This window comes from Methylobacterium cerastii (genome assembly GCF_022179125.1).
Taxonomy (GTDB): domain Bacteria; phylum Pseudomonadota; class Alphaproteobacteria; order Rhizobiales; family Beijerinckiaceae; genus Methylobacterium; species Methylobacterium cerastii.
This window is the reverse complement of the sequence record NZ_BPQG01000065.1, coordinates 20707-44125: the sequence shown is the minus strand read 5'-3', so window position 1 is coordinate 44125 and position 23419 is coordinate 20707. Positions and strand designations below refer to the sequence as shown.

The window sequence follows — 23419 nt, the reverse complement described above, 5'->3', positions numbered from 1 at the left end:
CGTTGATCGTGAACGACACCGTCGCAAGCACCGGCTGGCCCGTGGCGGCGCCCTCGGCGCGGGCGCCCGAGGGAAGAGTGGAAAGGGCCGCCGCCGCGGTCGCGGTGGCGACCACGTCGCGTCGGCTCATGTCGAGGTCTCCAGGTCGTCCCATCATGGTCTCCGAACCTGTTGCGGGGGGGGGGCGACGGCCGCCGCAGGGCGTCGCCATCGAAATCGGAAATGCCGGGGGCAACTCGGACAGCCTGGATAAGCTCCAAACGACCGCGGACTTCCGACGCGGGCATTTCGCCTCGGCGAGAAGCGGATGGGTCGGCATGGCGAGGGCGGCGTGCGGTCCGTTGCCGATTCGGGTCCGAGCCGACGGTCTCGGTCGCCACTTGATCCATGATTTCAGCGGAGCCGCCCCAATTCGGGCTTGCGTAGGCAGGTGCGCGGTCGGCGCAGACAGAACCAAAGTTTGCCGCCGGCTTCGACCGTCATGTGCTTGTGCGGTTGGATGGCGGAGGCGAGCGCCGGGGCGATGGGCGGGACCCGGTCCCAGAACCGTACTCGGGCCTTCCCAATCCCAAGGCGCGCCGCAAGCTTGCAAGGGGCCTTAAGCCTTGCGCCGGTCCTCGTTCCGAGGGTCAAACGCCCGGCTCGGATCGGCTTCACGCGAGAAGAAATTTTGGGAAGTGCTGCGGGGCGGCGACCGCCTAACCGTCGTGCTCGACGGCCGAGGCCACGTCCTGCGTTCGGCACGTCCTCGGGCGCGCGACCGACCCCAGCGTGACGATCACGTCTTCGTTTTCGGTTCCACGCTGCTGCCGGGCGGGAGGCCGCGCAACGGCAGATCCGATAGGGCGAGGTTCCGCGCTACGGATTTGCGATCGACGCGGTCTCCTTCGCGGAAGAGACCGGCCGCGCCGTGCGTAGAATATTCAGACCGTCAAACGCGATAGGCCGGAGCCCCGCCCGCGCCGGAGGCGGGCGGTGTTCCGGCGCAAGGTGGCCGCGGGCTCGTTCGAGGAGCCGCGTCGGCCGTCCGATCGCGGGATCAGCGGGCGGCGCTGGCCTCGGCGACCACCTCGACGACGCGGCGGGCCTCGACGGGCTTGGCGGCGATGACCGGCTGCGGCGTGGTGAGCATGTCGCTGGTCGCGCGGGTCTGCCGGATCGTCCGGGCCTGCTCGCGGTAGAGCGGCGGGGTGAGGTTGAGCGGCTCGCCGGCCATCGCGGTGCCGGCGACGAAGGGCGCCGAAACGAGGGCGACAACGGTGAGGGCGTGGGTGAAGCGCATGACGAATCTCCGGTTGGGTCGCCTGCAGAGCCGACCGACCAAGAGATTGAAACACGGAAATGGTGCGGTGCGATATGCGGATTTTGCAACGCAACATAATGCAGGAAATTCGTAGTTCTTCTTTTATACTGCCGCCCTTCGACCGCATTCGTCCATCGAAGACCAAGTCACGCCATGCGCTGCGCGCACATGGCAATAAAACGGCGGCGCAGTATCAAAAATATCTTGTCTGGGACTAAAAGATAATTTGTGAGGCTGTACGCGTTCAACGCGCGACGACTGAAAAGTCGGTTGTACCGTCCGACACCCCGAACCCGCCGCGGTCGGAGCCGCATCACTCGACCGACGCCGGAGGAGTGGTTGCGAGGCTGGCGGCGGCCTTGACGATGGCGAGAACGTTGCGGCGCGTCGCCGCGTCGGAGATGCCGGCGAAGGTCCGGACCAGGCTCATCACCTCCGGGTCCTGCAGCAGGTGCTGGATCGACTCGCGTCCGTCGACGGCCTCGGCCGGCTCATCGAAGAAGGTCGAGACCGGTACGCCGAGAAAGTCGGCGATCGCCTGAAGGCGGGCGGCGCCCACGCGGTTGCGGCCCTTCTCGTATTTCTGGACCTGCTGGAACGTCACCCCGAGAGCCTGACCGAGCGCAGTCTGGCTCAGGCCCTGCGCCGTCCGATACGCCGCGATGCGGCTTCCGATCGACCGATCGCCATCGGTGGTGAGCTTCGGCGCATGCGTGGGCATCATCGGAACGGTCGCTTTCAGGTCGGAGGAAGCCGAGCCGGCGTCGTCGCCGGTCCGGACACGACCCAATACGCATTGCGCGCGATTGAGTTTCACACCTGAGATCAACCCGGGGTTGCAAATTCGACATAGCTTGACCGTTAGCCGGTCGCTGTGCCTGCGCAGATGCTACTGTTGCGACCCGCCGTCAGTATTCGTCCTCCGCCGCAGGCGGGCTCCGCGCGGTCCGTTCGCTGCAAGCGTTTACTGCGCTGACCAACACCTCTCGCGACGTTGCAAGCAGCGAACGTGAGAGAAAAGGCATCGTCGCCCGCGGTCGATCTCATCCGGCTGCGACCTGCGATCACTCTGCTGGCCTACGGCCGATCGGTGATCGGTCAGGCTGCGATCGGCGAGCGCCGCATCGTCGAAGCTTCGCCTTCCGCGATCGTCCGGCTGGCGCGGTCGATCGCCCGGCGCAGGATCACGATCGTATCCTCGACTGCGGTCTTCGTCGATAGCTTCGCTCCCTCGGGCCCGGTCAAACCTCGAAGGGCTTGGACGAGCGAATGCTCGTAATGGTCGAGCGCCTCTTCGGCCCGTCCACCCGAGAGTTCGCCGAGGCGGACCAGGGCGACCTGCAAGGCGACGCCGAGGAAACCTTCGACGGCTCGTTTCTCGAAGCCGGCGCTGCGGTCGACGGTCATGATGCGATCTCCCTAGGCGGCGCGGACGTGCGACGGGCGTCCATGCGCCTGGTCCATGATCTCGGCGATGCGCTCGCCGACCGCGAGCGCGATCACCTCCGAGCGCTCGCCTTCGGACCGGGTCCGGCACAGGAGGGTGAGGACGTCGGTCACCCGTTGCTCCATCACCGCCAGGAGCGCGGCCGCGGCCTGGGGTTTGGCCGCCTGCACCACCGCCGCGAGGTCGTAATAGGCGTCCTCGACAAGACGGAGCGTCAGCCTCTCCACCGCCTGTTCTTCGAGTTGCGCAAGACCAGCCACGTGATCACCTGTCTTCGAGAACCTGTAATATCAACTTCCGGTTGCAATGGTTAACGCGCCGTAAACGAAACGCCGGTTCGTCGCCGGACGAAAGTCTACGGCGCGAGGTGTGGCTCGCGAGAGGCGGCATGCTCGGCCTACAGGTCCATCAGGCGACGAGTGGAGTGGGATAGTTTGGTCCACCGGTCGTCAGGGTCTCCGCGACCGGCAACCGAGACCGCGACCACCATGAGGGCGCAGGGCATCATCAGTGCGGCGATCAGCGGGAGGTACATCGGCCAGACGCAATCGAGGGTTGTTTTCTTGGTTATCCCTCGTCGTAGTAAAGGCTTCGTTAAAGCTGCGTTCTCTTCGCACTCTATGCTTCTGAGCGTCTTGAACGTCGTTCGCGCCCGCCGAAGGGGAAAGGCACTTGAGCAAAGCGGGGGCATTCGCATCACGGGAGGCGCGCGCCTCACGTTAGACACCCTCGACTTCGCCGAAAGCGTCATAAGTGAATCCGATTCGGACGATATGCCGGCGAAAAATCGGTCCACCTGCCGTCAATGCTTTGCCTCTTCGGCGAAAGCAGCCAACTGTTCGGCAAGATCCAGAAGAAGCATGTCGAGGAGTAGGCGCGTCTTCGACGACGTATGCGCTTCAAGCCGCTCGCGAGCCTGTATCAGCAGGTCGACGGCGTCGCCAATGGCGCCAATGGTCTCTTCCTGCACCTTGACCTCTATCGCCATTGTGACCGTGGGGTTACATCTTGCGTCGTTCGATGCATAAGGCTAGTCCTGCCCATCACCAATATGGGTCATATCCTGCCAGAGTGCTCGGTGTCGAGGACTCTGTTTACATAGGTTAGCGATGTATGCCGGGGGGAGCATGGTCCGATACTACTTCGACATCCATGACGGCATCGACCTCCGGGACGAGGCGGGCACGGAGCTGTCGGACATCGAGGCGGCGCGGGCGCACGCGATCTCGTGCGCAGCTCGCTACGTCTCCGACCTCGATGGCGACGGACGCGGTGGCTTCATCGTGGTGACGATCCGCGACGCCGACTCCACGCTGCTCACGCTGCGCCTCGTCTGCCACATCGAAACCTCCGGCTCGTCCGCGGTCGAAACGATCCACGCCCTGCGCCGTCAAACCCAATGATCCCGGCCGCCGGCGCGGCACGTTCGTGTAGGCGGCTGCACCGGCCCGTCCGCGCCGTATCACCCCCGCCCGATGCGCCGACCGACCGCTCGCCATCCGCAGCCCGGATCGTCAGATCAGGTGAAGGTAGGACGGGTCGAACTCCGCAGTCGTCGCGAGCCCGCTCCAGTCCTGAATGATCAGCTCGCGGCGGTGGAGCGTGACCAGCCCCATCTTCCTGAGTTCCTGCAACGAGCGGTTCGCGTGCACCGACGACAGGCCCAACGCGTCCGCCAGTTCGGCCTGGGTCAGCGGCAGCAGGTAGCGCAGGTCGTCCGCCAGGGCGACCGTCCGCAGGCGGACGTACATCTCGCAGAACAGGTGCGCCATCCGGCCGACGGCCTGCCGCCGGCCGAGGCTGATCACCCGCTCGCGGCAGCGGGTGGCGTCGATCAGGGTGTCGCGCCACAGGGCCATCGCGACGTTGGTGTTGCTCTGGATCAGGGCGCGCATGTCCTTGTGCGCGACGAAGGCCACCGTGGTCTGGGCGATCGCCACGAGGCCCTGGTCCATCACGTGCAGGTGCAGGCTCTCGATGTCCGGCATGTCGCCGGGCACGTAGAACGCGAAGATCTGGCGCTGCCCGTTGGCGAGGGTGCGGCAGCGATAGGCCCACCCGTCCAGGATCAGGCAGCACTGCTTGGGCGCATCACCCTCGTGGACGATGCTGGTGCGCCCCGGGAAGGTGAGGACCGCGAATGGCAGCATCCCGATCGCGCCACGATCCCTATCCGAGAGCTGCGCGGTGCTCGCCAGTTTGCGGATCAGCAGCGCGGGCGGCGACTGGTCGGAGCCGAGCGCGTCGCTCACCAGCGGATCGATCCGAGGCGCGGCGCCCGCGCGGACATCGGACGCCCGGCATCCCCGGAGATCCGGGTGCGTCGGCCGAAAGGTCGAAGCGCGCGGAACTCGCCGCTCCCGCTCACATCGGTCCAGCTGTCGCCATCCTCGCGGGCGAAATGAGCGCAGGGCAACGTCGTCTCCGATGGGCGAAGGGGCGGGTATCCCGATTGGCCAACCAGAGATTGCGACCGGCCCGTCCTTCGAGCCGCATAGCGAAGCCCTCGCGTCTCTACGTTATCATAAGTTAAATCTGCAATGCCTGGTTGAAGCAGGGATGTCGCAAGGGAAGGACGGCGCCAGTCCCGTCGTCACGGGAAAAGCTCGCGGCCTATCCCGCGGTGTCTCGGCGATCAGCGCCGACGAGGCCTCCCGATGCCCCGCGCGGGAGCCCGATCACGGCGCTCTGTGATCGGCCGGTCCGGTGCCGGCCGCCCGATTCGAAGCCTACGCCGCCATCAGCCGCTTGGTATTTTGGGCTACGTGCTCGCGGTATCGCGCGATCACGACCTCGGGCGAGCCGCCCATCATCAGCGTGCCGGCGGCCTCGATGCCCGCTTGGATCTTCTCGACCACCATCGACTGCATCTCGGCCGTGCCTTCGCGGCCGCCCCAGGCGAGCCGGACAAGGCGAAGCTCGACGACCTTCTGGGCTTCGAAGGCGAGCATCATCGACGAGAAGAAGGGATTGTACACGGCGTACTCCAGGCCGCTGACGGACGCGGCGCTGATCAACCGGCGCACCCGTCGAAAGGTCCCGGATCACTCGGCGACTCCGACGTAGCCGCGATCCGGGATACCGCGCGCCGGTCCGGAAGCGTCGGCGAAAATCTCCCCTCAGCCGAACGATCCGACGGCGGGCAGGGCCTTGCTGGTCGTGACCTTTCGGGCGCCGAGCGCGATGTGCGGGATGCGGGTCAGCGCCGTGCCGTACTGCTCACGGATGTGCTTTGGGACGAGCGGCGGCACCGAGGCGGATCCAGGGGCGATCCGTGCGGCGGCGCGGTGTTCGAGGTTCGACATGGTGGCTCTCCGGGTCGGGCGCACCGGGGTGCGACGGTCCATGACTGCGTTGCACCAGAGATGGGGCGCGCCGTGCTGCAGTGCAGCAAGGATGCATGCCGCGCGGCGATCTGTCCGTCCTCGTCGACGGCGGGATTCCGGCGAACCCGGGCGTCGCACGGTGCGGACGCTGAGGCTTGTACGCCCGCCGGCATGACCGCCTCGTGAAGCTCCGGCGAGACCCGTCGCGTCGGCCCCGCAAGCGGCCTTGATCGGTCCGGCGCACAAACAAAAAGCCCTGCCGGGCGAGACCGGCAGGGCCATCGGACGATCGAAAAAGGCCGTTCGACGGTGGTCAGCAGTCGTTGCTGCCCGGCTTCACCACCTTGCCTTCCGCCGGCTTCTGCTCGCCGTCGGCCGGCTTGGTGCCGGCGCCGACGTTGTTCAGGGCGCCGACCGTTCCGGGCGTCTCGGCCTTCGCGCCGGGTGTGGTCTTGGCGGTCGAGGTGCCGTCGGCCAACGAGCTCTTGTCGGCGGAGGACGACGCGCCCTGGTTGTTGGTGGTCGTGCCTACCGCGCAAGGGGCGGCGAAGGACGCGCCGGCCGTCAGCATCAGGATCGCGGCGGCGCCGGAAAGCGTGGTGATCTTGGTCATGTCTTCTCCCAGTGTGTGCCGAGAGAAGCCGACCTAGGAACGAGAGTTCCGAAACGGCCGCAGGAACCTCTTGAGGCCTTTGGCCGGATCCGCCTCGTCCGGCGCATCCGACGTGTCATCGTCCGAGTCGCCGGTCGGCGAAACACCGTCGCGATCGAGCCCATGCAGCACCTGGAGCAGCATCGGCGGCAGGGCGATGTCGTGGTCCTGCAGGAGGCGCGCCGCGTCCGCCAACGCCGCGACCTGGACCGCCGGCACCGGCCGCTTCATGATCTGGGCATCGAGCACCTCGTCGGACAAGGTTCCGATGAGGCGCAGGACCTCGGACATCTGTGTTGCGTCCCCGTGTTGCTCGGTCATGTTCGGTCCCATCAATACGCCACAGGTCGAGACCGGTACAGATCTCCTCATAAGAACGGCCAGAGACGCGCTCAGTTCTCCGGCGAGCAGATGGCACCGGAAGGTCCGAGGACGACGTCGCCCTGCTTCGGGTTGTTCACGGTGAAGGGCGCCGTATTCGTCGTCCCGAAGAAGCCCGGGCCGAGCTCCGGCTGGAAGAACCCGTCGCCGAACTTCATGAAGCAGCGGTCGAGCACCGCCTCGTAATCCAAGTGGAGCCTTGCGGCCTCCCGTCCGCCGGCGACCGGGCGTCCGAAGCGGTCCACCGATGAGCAGTACGCCGTCAGGTCGATCTGCCCGGGCCGCGACAGGCGCACGGTGGCCGAACGCCCCGGCGGGACGACGAAGGCGGGGCCTCCGTCCTGGCTCGCCACCAGCACGGCGGTCGAGCGGTTGTAGACCCGCCGCAGGCAGTCGGCGGAGGCGGTGCTTGTCAGGCTCGCCGCGACGACTGCCGAGATTGCCAGGGCCTTCACGCTCTTCGATCGGATGCAGGTCATGACAGGTCTCGCGGTGTTTCTCGAAGGCGAGCGCCCTGGGCGCCGCCGATCCGGGTCGTCAACGCGGAAGCGGCTGTGACGATCAAATTTTGCTGGGAGTTCGTTCACGTAGCGAGGGACGTCGCACCAGGCACGGCAGAGCCGACCGCACAGCTTGACATATATCTGTTCTGCATCTTAGTTAGATGCAGAACAGATATATGGTGTCGCCATGGACGAGGATGCCTTTCTGAAGGCCTACGATCCCACCGCTTTCGAGCGGCCGGCGCTGACCGTCGACCTCGTCCTGCTCGGTCTTAGCGATGGCCACCCGGCGGTGCTGCTGATCGAGCGCGCCGAGCACCCGCATGCCGGGCGCTGGGCACTGCCGGGCAGCTTCGTTCGACCGGACGAGACCCTCGACGGGGCGGCGGCGCGCGTGCTTCGCGACAAGGCCGGCTTCGATGCGATCGAGGCCGAGCGGACGCGCCTGGAGCAGCTCTACACCTTCGGCGCGGTCGATCGGGACCCGCGCATGCGGATCGTGACGGTCGCCTACCTGGCACTCCTGCCCGAGGCCGTGTTCGCGCAGGTCGAAGAGGAGAACGCGGCGCTGTCGGCGGCCCGCATCGCCGTGTCCTGGGCCGGCGAGGCGGGCGGGCCCGTCGCAGCCTTCGCGGTGCGCGACCGGGCGGGCCACGAAGCCCTGCCGCTCGCCTTCGACCACGCCGACATCCTCGCCCTGGCGATCCTGCGGCTGCGGGGCAAGCTCGACTATTCCGACGTCGGATTCGCGCTGCTGCCGGAGAGCTTCACCCTGCGCCAACTTCAGGACGTGCACGAGGCGATCCTGGGCACGTCCCTGAACAAGCCCGCCTTCCGCCGCCGGATGCTCGACCGCGGCTGGCTCGTCCCGACGGGCGCCCGCGAGGCCGGCACCTCGTTCCGGCCGGCCGAACTCTACCGTTTCCGCAAGCCGCTCTGATTCCAGCGAAAGGAGGCTCCCATGGCCACGATCCGCAACCTCGGCCCGGTCGCCCAGCTCAGGAGCGAGGCGAGCAGCCACGTCATCCGCTACCGCAACGGCCGCATCCGGCAGAGCGGGCGCGGCCTCGTGTTCTGGTTCCGGCCAGAGACCGCGAGCATCAGCGAGGTGCCGATGGACGACCGCGAGACCACTTTGTTCGTGCGCGGCCGCAGCCGGGACTTCCAGACCGTGGTGGTCCAGGGCACGATCGGCTGGCGCGTCGTCGATCCGGTGCTTCTGGCGAGCCGTGTCGACTTCTCCCTCGGGCTGCGCACCGGCCGCCCGCAGGGCGAGCCGATCGAGCGCATCGAGGCGCGGCTCGGCGGCATCGCCGGCCAGACGGTGATGCAGGCGATCGGCGGGAGCCCGGTCGGCACCCTCCTCGACGCCGGCCCCGAGCCGCTGCGCCTCGCCCTCGAAGCCGTGCTGGGGGCGGCCCCGGCGTTGGCGGAGATCGGCATCGCCGTGGTCTCGGTGCGGCTCACCAACCTCGCGCCGTCGAGCGAGCTGGAGCGCGCGTTGCAGACGCCGACCTTCGAGGCGTTGCAGCAGAAGGCCGACGCCGCGACCTTCGCGCGCCGCGCCCTCGCGGTCGAGAAGGAGCGGGCCATCGCCGAGAACGAGCTGGAGACGCGCACGGAACTGGCCCGGCAAGAAGCCGTGCTCATCGCGCGGGAGGCGGAGAACGCCCGCGACCGCGCCGCCGGCCTCGCCGAGGCGCAGGGGCTCGAGGCGGCCGCCGAAGCCGAGCGCATCCGCCTCGTCGAGGGCGCCCACGTCGAGGCCGAGCAACGCCGGGCCGCGATCTACCGCGACCTGCCGCCCGCCGTGCTCCTCGGGCTCGCCGCCCGCGAGTTCGCGGGCAAGCTCGAGACCATCGAGCACCTCAACGTGACGCCGGACCTGCTGGCCGCCGCGCTCGGCGAGTTCCGCAGGCCCGCGCCGTCGCCCGCCTTGCCGCGCTAGGGGCGTGGCATGATGGGAGGCGTGCCATGAGAGGAAGCGTGCCATGAGAGGAAGTGTGCCATGGCGGTGATCGCCCCGCGCGCGGTGTTCGTGATCCGCGAGACCGATTACGAGGCGCTGCTCGCCCGGCACGCGACCCGCGGCCAAGCCCGGTTCTTCCTGGGGAGCCGAGGCCAAAACCTGGCCGAGGTGGAGGCGCGCCACGCCCGCTTCCACGCAGTGCTCGCGCAGGCGCGGGCGGCGGTGCCGGGGGAGTGGCGACAGGCGCTGGCGCGACGCGGCGACCTCGACCGCTTCCTGTTCGCTCCCGAGGATGTGGTCGTGACGGTGGGCCAGGACGGGCTCGTGGCCAACGTGGCCAAGTACCTGCGCGACCAGCCGGTGCTCGGCGTCAACCCGGCGCCCGACCTCTACGACGGCGCCCTCGCACGTCTCGCGGTGGAGCGCCTTGGTGCGCTGCTGCCGGCGAGCGCCGCCGGGGCGGCGCCGGTCGAGCGCCGCACCCTGGTGGAGGCGGTGCTCGACACCGGGCAGCGGCTGCTGGCGCTGAACGAGATCTTCGTCGGCCATCGCAGCCACCAGTCGGCGCGCTACCGGATCGAGGCGGAGGGCGCGGCCGAGGACCAGTCCTCGAGCGGGCTCATCGTCGCCTCGGGGACCGGCCTGACCGGCTGGGCCCGCTCGATCGGGGAGGCGACGCGCCTCACCCTCGGGATCGGGGCGGAGGAGTCGGCGGTGGGCTACTGGGTGCGCGAGCCCTTCCCGAGCGTCGCCACCGGCACCACGGTGCGGGCGGGCAAGCTCGCCGGCACGGCGCTGTCCATCACCTCGCGGATGAACGAGGGCGGCGTGGTCTTCGCCGACGGGATCGAGCAGGACTTCATCGCCTTCGATTGGGGGCGGCGCGTCGAGCTCGGGCCGGCCGCGCGCAGGCTCAACCTCGTCGTCGCGTGAGCGCGCTGCGGTTCAGGCCGTGGGCTCCGCTGCGACCGCGCCCCAGCTTCGCAACGGAAAGGCCCAGTCGTAGGCCAGGTTGAAGAGGAAGGCGTACGCCACGTAGAAGCCCGCGATCGCGAGGTCCATCACCAGCGCCTCGACCAGCGAGATGCCGAGGTACCAGGCGATCGGCGGCAGCAGGATTACCAGCAGCCCGGCTTCGAACAGCACCGCGTGGCCCACCCGCAGGAGGAGGCCCTTGCGCGTGTGCCCGGTCAGCCGCTGCAGCGCGCGATCGAAACCGAGGTTGTAGACGTAGTTCCACGCCATCGCGACGAGCGCGCTGCCGACGCCGATCACCCCCATGTCGGAGGCGGGAAGGCCGAACAGCGTCGAGCCGAGCGGGATGACGAGGGCGAGCCCGATCACCTCGAACAGGATGGCGTGGCGGATGCGGTCGCGTGTGGTTCGCATGGTCTCGTCTCGTAAAGCTGGTATAGGTTGAGCGCGTTCTATCTGCGATACTCGTGCTCGCAAGTTGGAACCTATCTCGGAATTCGATGGATGGCGGTCTCCCTCGACCAGCTCCAGGCCTTCGTGGCGGCGGCCGAAGCCGGCTCCTTCTCGGGCGCGGCGCGCATCCTGAGGAAGGCGCAATCCGCCGTCAGCACCCAGGTCGCCAACCTCGAAACCGATCTCGGCCTCGCCCTGTTCAGCCGGGCCGGCCGCAATCCGGTGCTGACTCCGGCGGGGGAGCGCCTGCTGCTGGAGGCGCGCGTGGTGCTCGACCGCCGCGAGCACCTGGTCGGCGTGGCGCGCAGCCTCGAGCAGGGGGTGGAGAACCGCCTCGTGGTGGCGATCGACGAGCTCTACCCCGAGCATGCCCTCGGCGCCCTGTTCGCGGACTTCGCCAAGGCCTTCCCGAACGTCGAGCTGGAACTGCTGTTCCCGCTGATGGAGGATGTCAGCCGCATGGTGCGGTCCGGCGCCGCCGACCTCGGCGTGATGTGGCGCCAGGAGGTCCTGCCGACGGAACTCGGCTTCCAGACCATCGGCTGGGTGCCGCTCAAGCTCGTCTGCGGCCGCGACCATCCGTTGGCGAAGGCGCGGGTGGAATGGGAGGAGCTGAAGCGCCACCGCCAGATCCTGGTCGCCGCACGCGGCGACGGGCCGGAGAAGCGCCGCCTGCGGGTGGCCGCCGAGGTGTGGTGGGTCGAGAGCCACTGGGTGATCCTGGAGATGGTCAAGCACGGGATCGGCTGGGCCTTCGTCACCGACCACGTGATCGCCGCCTCGCAGACCGCGCCCGACCTCGTGACGCCGGACCTGCAGTTCGACGCGGGCGACTGGCCGATCGCCCTCGAACTGGTCTGGCACAAGCAGCGGCCCTGCGGCCCCGCGGCCGCCTGGTTGCGCACGCGCTTTGCGGCCGAGCGCGTCGGCAGCCTCTCGGGCGAGAAGCCGCCGAGCTGAAAAGCGACTTCGCCGGCCCCCCGCGCGGGCCCGTCAGGGCTCCGCCCAGGCGGTGTGGACTGGGCCGGCGGCGGTGTCGGGCTTGGCATCGCCGATGAAGATCACCACCGGCCCGTGCTCCGCACGCCGCGGATCGTAGAAGTCGAGGAGGTCGGGGTAGAGCCGCTGGACGAAGGCCGGCCGCACGCCCGCCCGGCGCATCAGGTGGTCGATGACGACCTGGTCGCCGTGCACGCCGTTCGGCACCGGCCCGCAGGAGCCGGCCGCCATCCAGCGTTCAGGCTCGGCGGCGAAGGCGGCGTGGAGGAAAGCGAGGTCGTCGCCATCCCAGCGCAGCAGCGCGCTGGAGAGCCGGTCCTTGTGGAAGTAGTCCTCCATCGCGGCGAGGCCCGGCTCGGCCAGGGCGTCGGCCGGGCCGGTGAAGACCGTGTCGAGGTCACACAGCAGCGTCGTCCCCCGCGTCAGGCCGGGGCGGAACGCCTCCATCTTCGCCCACCACGCCGGCCAGCCCTGCCGAAGCGCGACCCGCTCGACCCCGGGGACTTCGAGCGGAAGGTCCGTGAGGCAGAGGATGCGGTCGAAGGCCGGGGCATGGCGCCGAACGCCCCGGGCAAGGCGTTCGACCCAGGTCGCGTCGTAGCGGCCGCCGCCTTTCAGGACGGTGACGAGCGTCGTCATGCGAGAAACCTCATCGTCCGGCTTCGTGCAGGCGGAGCCGGCCCGCCGCCTCGGCCTCCGCGAACCAGGCGCGCTCGGCCGCCCACGGATGCCCGGGCCAGCCGGCGAAGCCGAAGCCGTAGGCGTCGACCGGCTCCGATCCGGCGGGCCGCGCGAGGAGGAGCGCCAGCGTCACCAGGTATCCGGTGCTCGGGTTCGGCCTGCCGGTGGTGCCGGGAGCGAGGCGACGCCGTCCTTCTTCGTGCAAGGCTTCGGGCAGGACGTGGACCGGCTTGCCCAGGGGCGCGAGCCGGGCCAGCGCCTCGCGGGTCCAGCAGGTCTGCTCGGGCCGGTTGTGCTCGGCGGGGAGCATCGGGAACGGCAGGATGAAGGCTTGCGCTGCGCGAACCACAGGGCGATCGAGGAAGCGCGGATCGGCCAGCCACGCGCGCATCTGCCCGCCGCGGTTGACGAGGGCGAGGTGCGTGACGCGGGAGCCGGCGGCTCCGCCGAAGCCCGCCACGTTGTTGAAGCGCACGATGCAGGCCGCCGCGTCGATCGCGGCTGCGGCCTCGACCCCCGGCGCGTTGCCGACGACGGCGAGCGGCCGGTCGAGGCGCGGAAGCGCGTCGCCGACGAAGGACGGATCGACGGGAGCGTTCACGTGCGGCAGGGGTTTGCGGACTTTGTGCGGGGAAAAGCGGAGGTATGGCGTCGGCCCCGCGCGGCAAGCCGGGGCAGGTCGAGGATCGGAAATCGATGATGCGCCGCTGCTTCGTCTGCGCCGCCGACATGCTGGAGCCGAGCGGGCGGCACCTCGCGTATCCGGGCGGCGAGCGCCGCGACTTCCCGATCGCTTGCGCGTCCTGCGGCCTGCTGCTGGCGCCGGACGCCGACCCGGCCCGCTGCCGCGCCGACCTCGCCGCGCGGCTCGCCGGCCCGACCTTCGTCCCGGACCCGGCGGGTGCCTACGGGCTCGACCTCTACACGTTGCGTAGCGCCGCGACCGCCCTCGGGCTCGGCATCCGCCCGCAGGACGCCGCGGGCCGGGCGGAGCTTCGCCGGCCGCACGCGGTGCGGGCCGCGCAGGCCGACCTCTACGCCCTCGATGGGCGGGAGCGGGTGCCGGTCTCCCTCGGCCTGCTCTGCCGGCCGCCCGACCTCGACCGCGTGTTGGCGGCGGTCGCGGCCCACGCGGCCTGGACCGACGACGTGGTCGTCCTGCTCGACGCGGCGGCTGCGTCGCCGCGCACCGTCTCGGACGAAGGGTTTCCGCATGATGCGGTCCGCGTGGCGGCCCGTCCGCTGGATGGCGATTTCGCCGCCCAGCGCAACGCCCTCCAGGATCTCGCCCACCATCCCTGGATGCTGCAGCTCGACGCGGACGAGACCCTTGATCTTGCAGTCGGCCGCCGCCTCCCGGCGCTTGCGGCCCTGGCGGAGGCGGGCGACGTGCTCTCGGTCGGGCTTGCGCGCCGCAACCGGGTCGACGGCCTGCTGTCGGACGTCTTCCCGGACGTGCAGTACCGGCTGAACCGCAAGGCCGTGCGCTATGAAGGCCGGGTGCACGAGCGGCCTGCCCTCGACGGCGGCTGGCCGCGAAGCTTCGTCGCGCTGCACGGGGCGATCGAGCACCACCTCGGCCGCGCGCATGTGCTGGCGCGCTCGCGCCGCTACGAGAGCCTCGCCCCCGGGCGCGGGCGACCCGAGGAAGAAGCGGCGCTGCTGCGCCCGTTTCGCGCGTAGCGCTCGCCTCCACACGTCCGCTTCAACGCGCCTGTCGCGATTGCGCCGAGGCAAGGGCGCGGGCGTAGAGGTCGAGGGTCTGGCGCGCCAAGCCCTCGCGGGTGAAGCGGCCCGCCGCCGCGAGCGCGCGGGCGCGATAGGCGACGCGCACGTCCGGGTCGGCGAGCAGCGGGCGGATCGCGTCGGCGAGCGCGGCGCCGGTGGCGTCCCGCGCCAGCGGCCCGGCACCGGGATCGCCGACGAAGGCGCGCGCGCTCGCGTCGAGCGCGCAGGCGACCACCGGGCGGCCGTAGGCCAGCGCCTCCTGGTAGACGAGCCCGAAGCTCTCGTAGCGTGAGGGCGCGAGCACGACATGGGCCCCGGCGTAGGCCTGCGCGAGATCGTCTGCGGGCACCCGGCCGAGCGGGCGGATGCAGGCCCGCGCCGCCGCGGGAAGATCGGCCGGCAAGTCCGCCGCCGGCACGCCGACGAGATCGAGCCGGACGGACGGCCCCGACCCGCGCGCCGCCTCGTCGGCGAGGATCGCCATCGCCCCGAGCAGGGCGTCGAAGCCCTTTCGCGCCTCCGCCCGCCCGACGAAGAGCAGGCGCACCGGCTCCTCATGTTCCGGATAGGACGCGCCGCGCGCGGCCTCCGTGATCGCGGGAGGCAGGCTCAAGCCGATCACCGCCCCCGGTTGCGGGCCGGACAGGCCGTAGGCGCGCGCGATCACCGCGCCGTGCTCGGCGGTGTTGGCGACGAGCCCGGCGCTGCCCCGCGCCTGCCTGCGCTCCAGGAAATCGGCGGTTCGGCCGTCGAGGCGGTCGCGCAGCGTGGCGGGGGCGTCGCGGGTGAAGGCGGCGGGCGTCGAGCTTCGCGTCACCAGCGGCAGGTCGCGGCGTCCCGCGAGCAGCACGGCGGGGGCGTACCAGTTCGTCGCCTCCGCCACGTCGAACGGCTGGCGGGCGTGGGCCGCGAGCACCGCACGTCGAAAGGCGAGGGGGGCCGCGAGGTGCCCGGCCGAGCCCCGGCGGCGTAGGCGTGCCAGCGCGCCACCCGGCGGTAGGGCAAGCCCGACCACGTCGACGCCGCCGACGCGGTCGCACCCCGTGCGGTCGAGGGTGAAGACGGTCACGTCGGCGCCGGCCTCGGCGAGGCTCTCGGCGATCTCGCGGGCCGCGGTCGAGAGGCCGCTCGGGGCCGGCGGGTAGTCCCAGGCGAGGTAGGCGACCCGCATCAGGCGGCGAGCAGGCGGCGGTAGAGGGCGAGGTAGTCGGCCGCCATGCGGTCGGCGGTGAAGCGCGCCTCGAAGCGTGCGCGGACCCGGGCGCGGTCGAGCTGACCGATCCGCCCGAGCGCCGTCACCGCTTCCGCCTCCGAGGAAACGATGAAGCCGGTGACGCCGTCCTCGACGATCTCCGGTACGGAGCCGCGGTTCCAGGCGACCACCGGCGTGCCGCAGGCCATCGCCTCGATCATCACGAGCCCGAAGGGCTCCGGCCAGTCGATCGGGAACAACAGCGCCCGTGCGCCGCCCAGGAGGTCGGCCTTGCGGCGGTCGTCCACGGGGCCGAGGTAGGTCGCGTCGTCGCCCAAAAGCGGGCGCACCCGCTGCTCGAAATAGTCCGGGTTGCCGACGTCGACGGTGCCGCCGAGCCTGATCGGCAGGCCGGCGGCGCGCGCGACGCGGATCGCGGTGTCCGGCCGCTTCTGGTCGGTCATCCGCCCGACGAAGGCGACGTGCGCCTCGGGTCGCCGACTCAGCGCGTAGCGGTCCCGCGCGATGCCGTGATGCACGATCCCGGCCCGGTTCGCGGCCGGGATTTCGGCCGCCTGCGCCGCCGAAATCGCCGCCACCGGCAGGTCCGGGAAGCCCGCGAAGAACAGCGCCCGGTCGAGCTCGTCCACCCGCCAGTGCACCGTCGTGAGACTGTGGCGGCGGCGCGCCCCGAGGAGCGCCGCATGCGCGAACTCGCCGTGGCAATGCACGATGTCGAATTGGTCGAGGCGCAGCCGCAGCGCCTCGAGCTGCAGGGCGTCGAGCGCAGCCGGGACGCCTGGCGCGACCCGCCCGTGGCGCCGTTCCAGGGCGGCGAGGCTCGGGTGGTTGCCGACGCGCGGCAAGTCTGTCGCACTGTCGGAGGGGGCAAACAGCGTTACCTCCACACCTATAAGACGCAGCGCCGTGCCGAGATCGTGGATGACCCGTTCCGTGCCGCCGTGATGCTCGGGGGGAACGGGGAAGATGTTGGGGGCGACTTGGGCGACGCGGATCACGGTCGAGACCTCACCTGTAACGTTTCCTCGCCCGGTCACGGCTGAGACGCCGGCCGCCTGATGTTCGTCCTGCATGTCGCCCTGCAAGGCTGCCTTCGCGGCGGTGGAGTCGCGTTCGGCCTGACCGCCGACACCGGTGGCCACATCCGCTACCTGCTCGACCTCGTGGCGGCCTCCGCGCAGGATGCCGACATCGCGCGGATCGTCATGGCGACGCGCCTGTTCGACGGCATCCACGGCCCCGACTACGCCGTGCCCGAAGAGCGGATCTCCGACAAGGTGGAACTGGTGCGGCTCGCAAGCGCGTCGCCGGCCTACCGTTCCAAAGAGGAAATGCACACGGAGGTCGCGAGCTTCGCCCGAAACCTCGTCGCCTGGATCGCCCGGCAGCCGCGGGCGCCGGACATGATCCACGCCCACTATGCCGACGCCGCCTCGGTGGCGGCGCTTGTCCAGGACGCGCTCGGCATCCCCTTCGTGTTCACCGCGCACTCGCTCGGGCGCGTGAAGGCCGCGCTGATGGGTGCCGGCGCGGAGGACGCCCCCGACCTCGTGCATCGCATCGCCGCCGAGGAAGGCGCGCTGGCACGCGCGAGCCTCGTCGTCGCCTCCTCGCGCGACGAGGCGGAGGTGCAGTATGCCGGGTACACCGCCTACGATCCCGGGCGCATCCGGGTCCTGCCGCCGGGCAGCGACCTGGCGCGGTTCACCGCGGCCCAGCCGCTGGCGCGGGTCGACGCCACCATCGACCGCTTCCTGCACGAGCCTGAGAAGCCCGTGCTGCTGGCGCTGGCCCGGCCGGTGGCGCGCAAGAATCTCGCCGCCCTGGTGCGGGCCTACGGCGAGAGTCCCGAGCTTCAGGCGCGTGCGAACCTCGTCCTGATGGCGGGTATGCGCGAGGACATCGACGCGCTCGACGGCGACATGCCCGCCACCCTGCGCGAGATCCTGGTGCTGATCGACCGCTACGACCTCTACGGGCGTGTGGCCTACCCGAAGACCCACGATCCCGAGGACGTGCCGGCGATCTACGCCTACGCCCGCGCCCGCGGCGGCGTCTTCGTGAACCCCGCGCTCAACGAGCCGTTCGGCCTGACGCTGCTGGAGGCCTCGGCCGCCGGGCTGCCGCTGGTGGCCACCGACAGCGGCGGCCCCAACGACATCGTCGAGACCTGCGGCAACGGGCTCCTCGTCGACCCGCGCGCGCCCGACGCCATCGCGGCGGCGTGCCTGCGCATCCTCCGCGAGCCGGCGCTGTACGCCGATTGCGTGGCAGGCGGCGCCCGCGCGGCCGCCGCCTACGATTGGGACCAGCACGCCGCGCGCTACCACGCCCTGCTCGGTGCGCTGCTAGCGCCGCAGCCGCCCCTGGCGGCGCCGCGCCAGATGCTGGTCTGCGACATCGACAACACGCTCGTCGGCTGCGCGGCGGCGCTCGGCATCTTCCGGCGCTGGCGTAGCCGGCAGGCCGGGCTCGCCTTCGGCGTCGCCACCGGCCGGTCGTTCCACAGCGCGATGGCGATCCTCGAGCAGCAGATGAGCCCGCGGCCGCAGGTGATGATCACCTCGGTCGGCTCCGAGATCTACCATCTCGACCCCAACGGCGTGACCTACGCCGCCGACCTCGCGTGGCGCACCGCCGTCTCCGCCGACTGGGACCGGGCCGGCGTCCACGCGGTCCTGGCCGGCCTCGACGGGCTCGTGCCCCAGGGGCCGCTGGAGCAGCGCGGGCACAAGCTGAGCTATTTCGCCGACGCCGCGGCGGCGCGGGCGGTGCGCGCCCGCCTCGCCCTCGCGGGGCAACGCGCCACCGTGATCCACAGCCACGGCCGCTACCTCGACGTGCTGCCGGCGGCGGCGTCGAAGGGCACGGCGGTGGCCCATGTCCGCGCCCTCTACGCCCTGCCGGAGCGGGCGGTGTTCGTCGCCGGTGATTCCGGCAACGACGTCGAGATGCTGCGCGCCGGGGCGCAGGCGATCATCGTGGCCAACTACTCCGACGACCTGGCGAGCCACGCCGGCTTGCAGCACTCCTACGTCGCCCGCGCTTCGCACGCCCGCGGCATCATCGAGGGCGTCGGGCATTTCCGCCGGATGCTGGCCGATGCCGTCTGACGCGTCCGACAGGCCGTCGGCGAGCGTGCTCACCCTGGTCCGCGGCCGGGCGGACCGGCTGCGCAACCTCATGGCCGGGCTGGCGCGGCAATCCGTGCCACCTCGCGAGCTGGTCATCGCCTGGATGCAGCCGGAGCGTGCCGCCGACTTGCCCGACCCGGGCTGCCCCGTCCGCCATCGCCACGTCGCCGGCGAGCCGATGCCGCTCGCGGCCGCCCGCAACCGCGCGGCCGAGGCCGCTTCGGGCGACCTCCTCGTGTTCCTCGACGTGGACTGCATCCCGTCGCCCTGCCTCGTGGCGGCCTACCGGCGCGCGGCGGCACAGGCCGAGGGCCTGTTCCTCGGCGAGGTTCTGTACCTGCCGCCCGGGCTCGACGCCGACGTCGCCGCCGACGACGCCGCGCTCGCGCGGCTCGGCCGGGCGCATCCGGCCCGTCCCCCGGTTCCTGCCGAGGGCCTGCGACGGGAGCCGGATCCGGGCCAGCTCTGGGGCCTGTCCTTCGCCCTCCCGGCCCACGCCTGGCGCGCATGCGGCGGCATGGACGAGGCTTACGCCGGCTATGGCGGGGAGGAGACCGACCTCGCCATGCGCCTCGCAGCCTCCGGCCTGCCGACCTTCTGGGTCGGCGGCGCGCGCGCGTACCACCAGCACCATCCCGTCCACGTGCCGCCGCTGCAGCACTTCGACGCCATCCTCGCCAACGCCGCCCGCTTCCGGCGCGCGCACGGGCGCTGGTGCATGACCTACTGGCTCGACCAGTTCCGGGCCGCCGGGCTGATCGCCTGGGACGACGACGCCCCCGCGATCCAAGTCCTGCGCCGGCCGGACCCGACCGAGATCGCCGCCGCCCTGCGGCCCGACGCCCTGTTCTCCTGACGGATCGCGAATCCCACAGCCATGAAGAAGCCCATCGCGTTCTTCGTCCACCATCAGGGACGGGGCCACGCCAACCGCACGATGGCGGTGGCGGCCGAGTTCGCAAAGGACCGGCCCGTCTCCGTGCTGACCGCCGGCCCGTCGCTGTTCGACGGTTTCTCCCGCGACATCGAGATCGTGCCGCTGCCGAACATGATCGGCGCGTCCGTGCCGACGCCGCGCCTCTACGCGGAGCCGACGCCGCAGGTGATGCACTGCGTGCCGCTGGGGCTCGCCGAGATGCGCCGGACCATGCGGCGCATCCTGGACCACCTCGACGAGCGCGACGTCGGCCTGTTCATGGTCGACGTCTCGGCGGAGATCGCCCTGCTCGCGCGCATCGCCAGCGTGCCCGCGGTGCAGATCCGCATGCACGGCGACCGTTCCGACATCGGCCATGTCGGCGCCTACGAGGCCTGCGTCGGGATGCTGGCCCCCTTCGACGAGCGCATGGAGCAGGACGACTACCCGGCCGCCCTGCGCGCCAAGACGTTCTACAGCGGTGGCCTCTGCACCAGCGTCGAAGGCGTGCCCGACCGAGCGGAGGCGCGGGCGAAGCTCGGCCTCGATGCTGAGCGCGAGATCGTCGTGGCCATCACCGGGGGCGGGGGCAGCGGCACGCCCTACGCACCCCTGACGGTGGCGGCGCGGGCTGCGCCCGACACCCTGTGGCTGACCCTGGGGCCGACCCACCGCGAGGGCCACGAGACCGACTTCGCCAACCTGCGCGAGCTCGGCTGGGTGCCCTCCGTCACCGACTACCTCGCCGCCGCCGACATCGTGGTGGCCTCGGCCGGCGACAACACGATCCACGAGGTCGCCCGCGTCGGCGGCCGGCTGATCGTGATGCCCGAATGGCGCTACTTCGGCGAGCAGACCCGGAAGGCCGAGGCCCTGGTCCGGCTCGGGGCTGCGGTCCAGGCCCCAATCTGGCCCGGCGACCTCCAAGGCTGGCGCGACCTCCTAGACCGGGCGCGCGGCCTCGACCCCGCCCCCCTGCGCAGCCTCTACGCGCCGGACGCCGCCGCGCGCGCCGCCGGATGGCTCGAAGGCCTGACCGACGAACTCTGGCACGGCGCGGCCGAGCCTGCTCCGCTCACGGTCGTCGCCGGCCGCATGCCCGCATCCCGCACCGCCTGAACCTCCCGGAGCCAGACCGCCCCATGTCCACCGTTTCCGTCGTGACCCTGGCCAAGGGCCGGCCGGCGCACCTGCGCAACGTGCTCCGCGGCCTGGAGCGCCAGACGCAAAAGCCCGCCGAGTTCGTCGTCGCGGTGATGCAGGACGCGCCCTACGACCTGCCCGAGGTCGGCTTCCCGGTGCGCCAGATCCTGGTGCCGGGCACGGAGCTGCCGCTGGCTGCGGCGCGCAACCGCGGCGTCGCGGCGGCGGGCGGCGACGCCGTGGTCTTCCTCGACGTCGACTGCATCCCGGCCCCCGACCTCGTCGCCGACTACGCGCGCGGGCTCGCCGAGCTCGACGGGTTGCTGATGGGCGAAGTGCTCCACCTGCCCGAGCGCGCCACCATCGGAGACTGGACCTGCGAGGCCTTCGCGACGGTCGCCGAGCGCCATTCCGACCGGCGCGGCCCCCCGGCGTCGGGCCTGGAGATCTGCGACGACTACCGCTGCTTCTGGTCCCTCAACTTCGCGGTCCGGCGCGCCACCTTCCTGGCCGCCGGCGGCTTCGACGAGCGCTACACCGGCTATGGCGGCGAGGACACGGATTTCGGCAAGGTCCTCGACCGTGCGGGCATCCCCATCGCCTGGATGAAGGGCGGCCTCGCCTACCACCAGTACCACCCGCACCACATGCCGCCGGTCCACCACCTCGACAGCGTGGTGCGCAACGCCGAGCTGTTCGAGGCCAAGTGGGGCTACCGCACGATGGGCCACTGGCTCTACGCCTTCAAGGTGATGGGGCTGATCGACGACGCCCCCGACCGGCCGATCCGCATCCTGCGCCGCCCGGAGGCCGGCGACCTCGCGCTGACCGGCCAGCAGAGCCACCAGCCCTACGGCAATTCGGCCTCCGTCATCCGCTTCCTCGAAGCCCAGGCCGCCGCCGCGGCGACGGCGTGAGGATCGCGCTGCTCGCCCATCTCCGCCATCCCGTGGCGCCGCCCTTTGCGGGCGGCATGGAGGCGCATACCTGGGCCCTCGCCGAAGGCCTGACCGCGCGTGGACACGAGGTCGTCCTGTTCGCCGCCGGCGACAGCGACCCGCGATTCGCCATCGACCCGGTGATCCCGGTGCACCACGAGCGCAGTTTCCCCGGCCTCGAGCATCGGGGCGATGCCGGGCTCAAGGCCCATGTCGATGCCGGCTACGCCGCCGCCTGCGACCGGATCGCGGACGGCGGCTTCGACGTACTGCACAACAACTCCCTCAGCCGCCTGCCGCTGGACGGCCTCCGCCTCGCGGCGACGCCCACCGTCACTTCGCTCCACGTGCCGCCCTACGACGCCCTGCGCTGGTTCGTGCAGGACAGCCTCGTGCCCGGCCATCGCGTCACCGTCACGTCGGAGGCCCAACGCAGGTCGTGGTGGCGGGAGGCGGCGCCCGCAGGCGTCTCGGTCCTCCACAACGGGGTCGATCCCGCGTCTTGGCCCTATCAGGATCGCGGCGACGGAACCGCCGTCTGGTCCGGCCGCATCGCGCCGATCAAGGGCACGCATTGCGCCGTCGCGGCGGCCCGGCGCGCCGGCATCCCCTTGACCCTGTTCGGCCCGGTGGAGGACCAAGACTACTGGGACGCGCAGGTCGCCCCGCATCTCGGCGGCCCGATCCGCTACGGCGGGCACCTCTCGGGCGCGGCGCTGGCAAGCGAAGTCGGTCGTGCCTCGGTCTTCCTGTTCACGCCCTGCTGGGACGAACCCTTCGGCCTCGTGGCGATCGAGGCCATGGCCTGCGGCGTGCCGGTCGCCGGCATCGCCATGGGGGCGGCCGCGGAGGTCGTCGGCGAGGCCGGTTGCCTCGCGCCGCCGGACGACGTGATCGCGCTTGCAGCCGCACTCGGTCAGGCGCTCGCGATCCCGCGCACGGTCCCGCATGCCCGGGTGATGCGCCTGTTCACCCGCGACCTGTGGCTTGCGCGCTGCGAAGCCCTCTACGCACAGGTGCGAGCGGAGCACGAAAACCTCGTCTGAGCCGGCTTCGGCGACGCGTCGAGACAAGCGAGGCTTGGCCGTCCCGGAGTTCCGTTGCAGATCACGCCGCCGTGAACACAGCGTCGCCGCATTCGCACGCCCAAGACAATCCCGCGGTCCGAATCCGGTAGCGGCAGGCTTGATGCGCAGTCGTGGCTTTTCCGGATCGCACGGGCACGTCCTTACGCGTGTTCGACCGCGACCGCGATCGAAAAGTCAGGCTCTGGCGATGCTGTTCATCTGGTCCGGCTGGGGAATCCTCGTCCTGCCCGTGGTTGCCGTCACCGCCATCCTCGTCGGGGCGGCGGGAGGTCTGGCCTTGCGTGCGGCCGGCCATCCTGAACTGACGTTCCTCGCCGTCAGCCTCGGCTTGTTCGCTGCCGCCGCCGCCAACTGGTTCGTCGGCCGGCGCCTCAACGGCAAGCCGCCGCGCGAACTCGTCGATCCGGTCACGAACGAGCGCGTGCTGCTGTACAGCCTCCACAAGCTGTTCTGGATGCGGATGGAATACTGGTCGATCCCCGTGGCGCTGGCGGCCTTCGTGCCCCTTCTCGCCCTGCGCAACCTGTGAGCCGGCCGACGGCCGGATCGGCCCAGACCCGGAAGGTCATG

28 protein-coding genes are annotated in these 23419 nt (G+C 70.9%); 12 read left to right on the top strand and 16 right to left on the bottom strand.

What is annotated here, in order from left to right; translation table 11 throughout:
- Positions 1-1039 precede the first annotated feature (1039 nt).
- From MFF13_RS19885 to MFF13_RS19865, 5 genes are all read right to left on the bottom strand, one after another.
- Complete coding sequence (locus tag MFF13_RS19885) at positions 1040-1282, bottom strand: hypothetical protein (protein ID WP_147752071.1); 243 nt, start codon at positions 1280-1282, stop codon at positions 1040-1042.
- 334 nt (positions 1283-1616) lie between these two features.
- The gene (locus MFF13_RS19880) at positions 1617-2027 is read right to left on the bottom strand and encodes a helix-turn-helix domain-containing protein (RefSeq protein WP_147752070.1); all 411 of its coding nucleotides are present in this window, start codon (positions 2025-2027) and stop codon (positions 1617-1619) included.
- A 374-nt stretch (positions 2028-2401) separates the two neighbouring features.
- Positions 2402-2710 carry a hypothetical protein gene (locus MFF13_RS19875; RefSeq protein ID WP_147752069.1) on the bottom strand — a complete coding sequence of 103 codons (309 nt, stop codon included), beginning with the start codon at positions 2708-2710 and terminating at the stop codon, positions 2402-2404.
- 12 nt (positions 2711-2722) lie between these two features.
- Complete coding sequence (locus tag MFF13_RS19870) at positions 2723-3010, bottom strand: hypothetical protein (RefSeq protein ID WP_147752068.1); 288 nt, start codon at positions 3008-3010, stop codon at positions 2723-2725.
- A 542-nt stretch (positions 3011-3552) separates the two neighbouring features.
- The gene (locus tag MFF13_RS19865) at positions 3553-3720 is read right to left on the bottom strand and encodes a hypothetical protein (RefSeq protein ID WP_187273660.1); all 168 of its coding nucleotides are present in this window, start codon (positions 3718-3720) and stop codon (positions 3553-3555) included.
- Between the two features lie 157 nt (positions 3721-3877).
- Here MFF13_RS19865 and MFF13_RS19860 point away from each other — a divergent pair, with 157 nt between their 5' ends.
- The gene (locus MFF13_RS19860) at positions 3878-4153 is read left to right on the top strand and encodes a DUF6894 family protein (RefSeq protein WP_147752067.1); all 276 of its coding nucleotides are present in this window, start codon (positions 3878-3880) and stop codon (positions 4151-4153) included.
- Positions 4154-4264: 111 nt separating this feature from the next.
- Here MFF13_RS19860 and MFF13_RS19855 read toward each other — a convergent pair whose 3' ends face one another.
- The 6 genes from MFF13_RS19855 to MFF13_RS19830 form a co-directional block, all read right to left on the bottom strand.
- Positions 4265-5002 carry a Crp/Fnr family transcriptional regulator gene (locus tag MFF13_RS19855; protein WP_238272799.1) on the bottom strand — a complete coding sequence of 246 codons (738 nt, stop codon included), beginning with the start codon at positions 5000-5002 and terminating at the stop codon, positions 4265-4267.
- A 477-nt stretch (positions 5003-5479) separates the two neighbouring features.
- Entirely contained in the window at positions 5480-5728 is a 249-nt protein-coding gene (locus MFF13_RS19850) for a hypothetical protein (RefSeq protein WP_147752066.1), read from the bottom strand.
- A 141-nt stretch (positions 5729-5869) separates the two neighbouring features.
- Positions 5870-6055 (bottom strand): hypothetical protein, encoded by a 186-nt coding sequence (locus MFF13_RS19845; protein ID WP_147752065.1) that lies wholly within the window; start codon positions 6053-6055, stop codon positions 5870-5872.
- Positions 6056-6389: 334 nt separating this feature from the next.
- Positions 6390-6689, bottom strand: coding sequence for a hypothetical protein (locus MFF13_RS19840; RefSeq protein ID WP_147752064.1), 300 nt, complete (start codon positions 6687-6689; stop codon positions 6390-6392).
- 33 nt (positions 6690-6722) lie between these two features.
- Positions 6723-7019 (bottom strand): hypothetical protein, encoded by a 297-nt coding sequence (locus tag MFF13_RS19835; RefSeq protein ID WP_147752063.1) that lies wholly within the window; start codon positions 7017-7019, stop codon positions 6723-6725.
- A gap of 101 nt (positions 7020-7120) precedes the next feature.
- Positions 7121-7588, bottom strand: a complete 468-nt coding sequence (locus MFF13_RS19830; protein ID WP_147752062.1) for a hypothetical protein — start codon at positions 7586-7588, stop codon at positions 7121-7123.
- Between the two features lie 211 nt (positions 7589-7799).
- On the opposite strand from MFF13_RS19830, the gene MFF13_RS19825 reads away from it, so the two are divergent.
- From MFF13_RS19825 to MFF13_RS19815, 3 genes are read left to right on the top strand one after another with little or no spacing between them, the layout of a single operon-like run.
- On the top strand, positions 7800-8552 hold the full coding sequence (locus MFF13_RS19825) for an NUDIX hydrolase (RefSeq protein ID WP_147752061.1): 753 nt from the start codon (positions 7800-7802) through the stop codon (positions 8550-8552).
- Positions 8553-8573: 21 nt separating this feature from the next.
- Positions 8574-9560 carry an SPFH domain-containing protein gene (locus MFF13_RS19820; protein ID WP_147752060.1) on the top strand — a complete coding sequence of 329 codons (987 nt, stop codon included), beginning with the start codon at positions 8574-8576 and terminating at the stop codon, positions 9558-9560.
- A gap of 60 nt (positions 9561-9620) precedes the next feature.
- A complete protein-coding gene (locus tag MFF13_RS19815; RefSeq protein WP_147752059.1) occupies positions 9621-10514 on the top strand; it encodes an NAD(+)/NADH kinase in 894 nt (297 codons plus the stop codon).
- 12 nt (positions 10515-10526) lie between these two features.
- Here the strand turns inward: MFF13_RS19815 and MFF13_RS19810 are convergent, their stop codons facing one another.
- Positions 10527-10970: a PACE efflux transporter gene (locus MFF13_RS19810; RefSeq protein ID WP_147752058.1), complete on the bottom strand. Its 444-nt coding sequence runs from the start codon at positions 10968-10970 to the stop codon at positions 10527-10529.
- 90 nt (positions 10971-11060) lie between these two features.
- Here MFF13_RS19810 and MFF13_RS19805 point away from each other — a divergent pair, with 90 nt between their 5' ends.
- Positions 11061-11969: a LysR family transcriptional regulator gene (locus tag MFF13_RS19805; RefSeq protein WP_147752057.1), complete on the top strand. Its 909-nt coding sequence runs from the start codon at positions 11061-11063 to the stop codon at positions 11967-11969.
- Positions 11970-12002: 33 nt separating this feature from the next.
- On the opposite strand, the gene MFF13_RS19800 is transcribed toward MFF13_RS19805, so the two are convergent.
- A complete protein-coding gene (locus MFF13_RS19800; RefSeq protein ID WP_147752056.1) occupies positions 12003-12647 on the bottom strand; it encodes a hypothetical protein in 645 nt (214 codons plus the stop codon).
- 10 nt (positions 12648-12657) lie between these two features.
- On the bottom strand, positions 12658-13290 hold the full coding sequence (locus MFF13_RS19795; protein ID WP_147752055.1) for a glycosyltransferase family 29 protein: 633 nt from the start codon (positions 13288-13290) through the stop codon (positions 12658-12660).
- Between the two features lie 98 nt (positions 13291-13388).
- On the opposite strand from MFF13_RS19795, the gene MFF13_RS19790 reads away from it, so the two are divergent.
- Positions 13389-14372 carry a glycosyltransferase family protein gene (locus tag MFF13_RS19790; protein ID WP_147829475.1) on the top strand — a complete coding sequence of 328 codons (984 nt, stop codon included), beginning with the start codon at positions 13389-13391 and terminating at the stop codon, positions 14370-14372.
- Positions 14373-14394: 22 nt separating this feature from the next.
- On the opposite strand, the gene MFF13_RS19785 is transcribed toward MFF13_RS19790, so the two are convergent.
- A complete protein-coding gene (locus MFF13_RS19785; RefSeq protein WP_147751367.1) occupies positions 14395-15588 on the bottom strand; it encodes a glycosyltransferase family 4 protein in 1194 nt (397 codons plus the stop codon).
- On the bottom strand, positions 15588-16628 hold the full coding sequence (locus MFF13_RS19780; RefSeq protein WP_147751370.1) for a glycosyltransferase family 4 protein: 1041 nt from the start codon (positions 16626-16628) through the stop codon (positions 15588-15590). Before MFF13_RS19780 ends, MFF13_RS19785 begins: the two co-directional genes overlap by 1 nt.
- Positions 16629-16688: 60 nt before the next feature.
- Here MFF13_RS19780 and MFF13_RS19775 point away from each other — a divergent pair, with 60 nt between their 5' ends.
- The 6 genes from MFF13_RS19775 to MFF13_RS19750 all read left to right on the top strand — a co-directional run bounded on the left by MFF13_RS19775 (position 16689) and on the right by MFF13_RS19750 (position 23378).
- Positions 16689-18743, top strand: coding sequence for an HAD-IIB family hydrolase (locus MFF13_RS19775; RefSeq protein ID WP_238272797.1), 2055 nt, complete (start codon positions 16689-16691; stop codon positions 18741-18743).
- On the top strand, positions 18733-19620 hold the full coding sequence (locus tag MFF13_RS19770; RefSeq protein WP_238272796.1) for a glycosyltransferase family 2 protein: 888 nt from the start codon (positions 18733-18735) through the stop codon (positions 19618-19620). The genes MFF13_RS19775 and MFF13_RS19770 overlap by 11 nt, the downstream gene beginning before the upstream one ends.
- A 21-nt stretch (positions 19621-19641) precedes the next feature.
- Positions 19642-20799, top strand: coding sequence for a glycosyltransferase (locus tag MFF13_RS19765; protein WP_147751365.1), 1158 nt, complete (start codon positions 19642-19644; stop codon positions 20797-20799).
- A 23-nt stretch (positions 20800-20822) separates the two neighbouring features.
- A complete protein-coding gene (locus tag MFF13_RS19760; protein WP_147751364.1) occupies positions 20823-21740 on the top strand; it encodes a galactosyltransferase-related protein in 918 nt (305 codons plus the stop codon).
- Positions 21737-22807: a glycosyltransferase gene (locus tag MFF13_RS19755; RefSeq protein WP_147751363.1), complete on the top strand. Its 1071-nt coding sequence runs from the start codon at positions 21737-21739 to the stop codon at positions 22805-22807. The genes MFF13_RS19760 and MFF13_RS19755 overlap by 4 nt, the downstream gene beginning before the upstream one ends.
- Positions 22808-23036: 229 nt before the next feature.
- Positions 23037-23378: a hypothetical protein gene (locus MFF13_RS19750; protein ID WP_147751362.1), complete on the top strand. Its 342-nt coding sequence runs from the start codon at positions 23037-23039 to the stop codon at positions 23376-23378.
- The last annotated feature ends 41 nt before the right edge of the window (positions 23379-23419 follow it).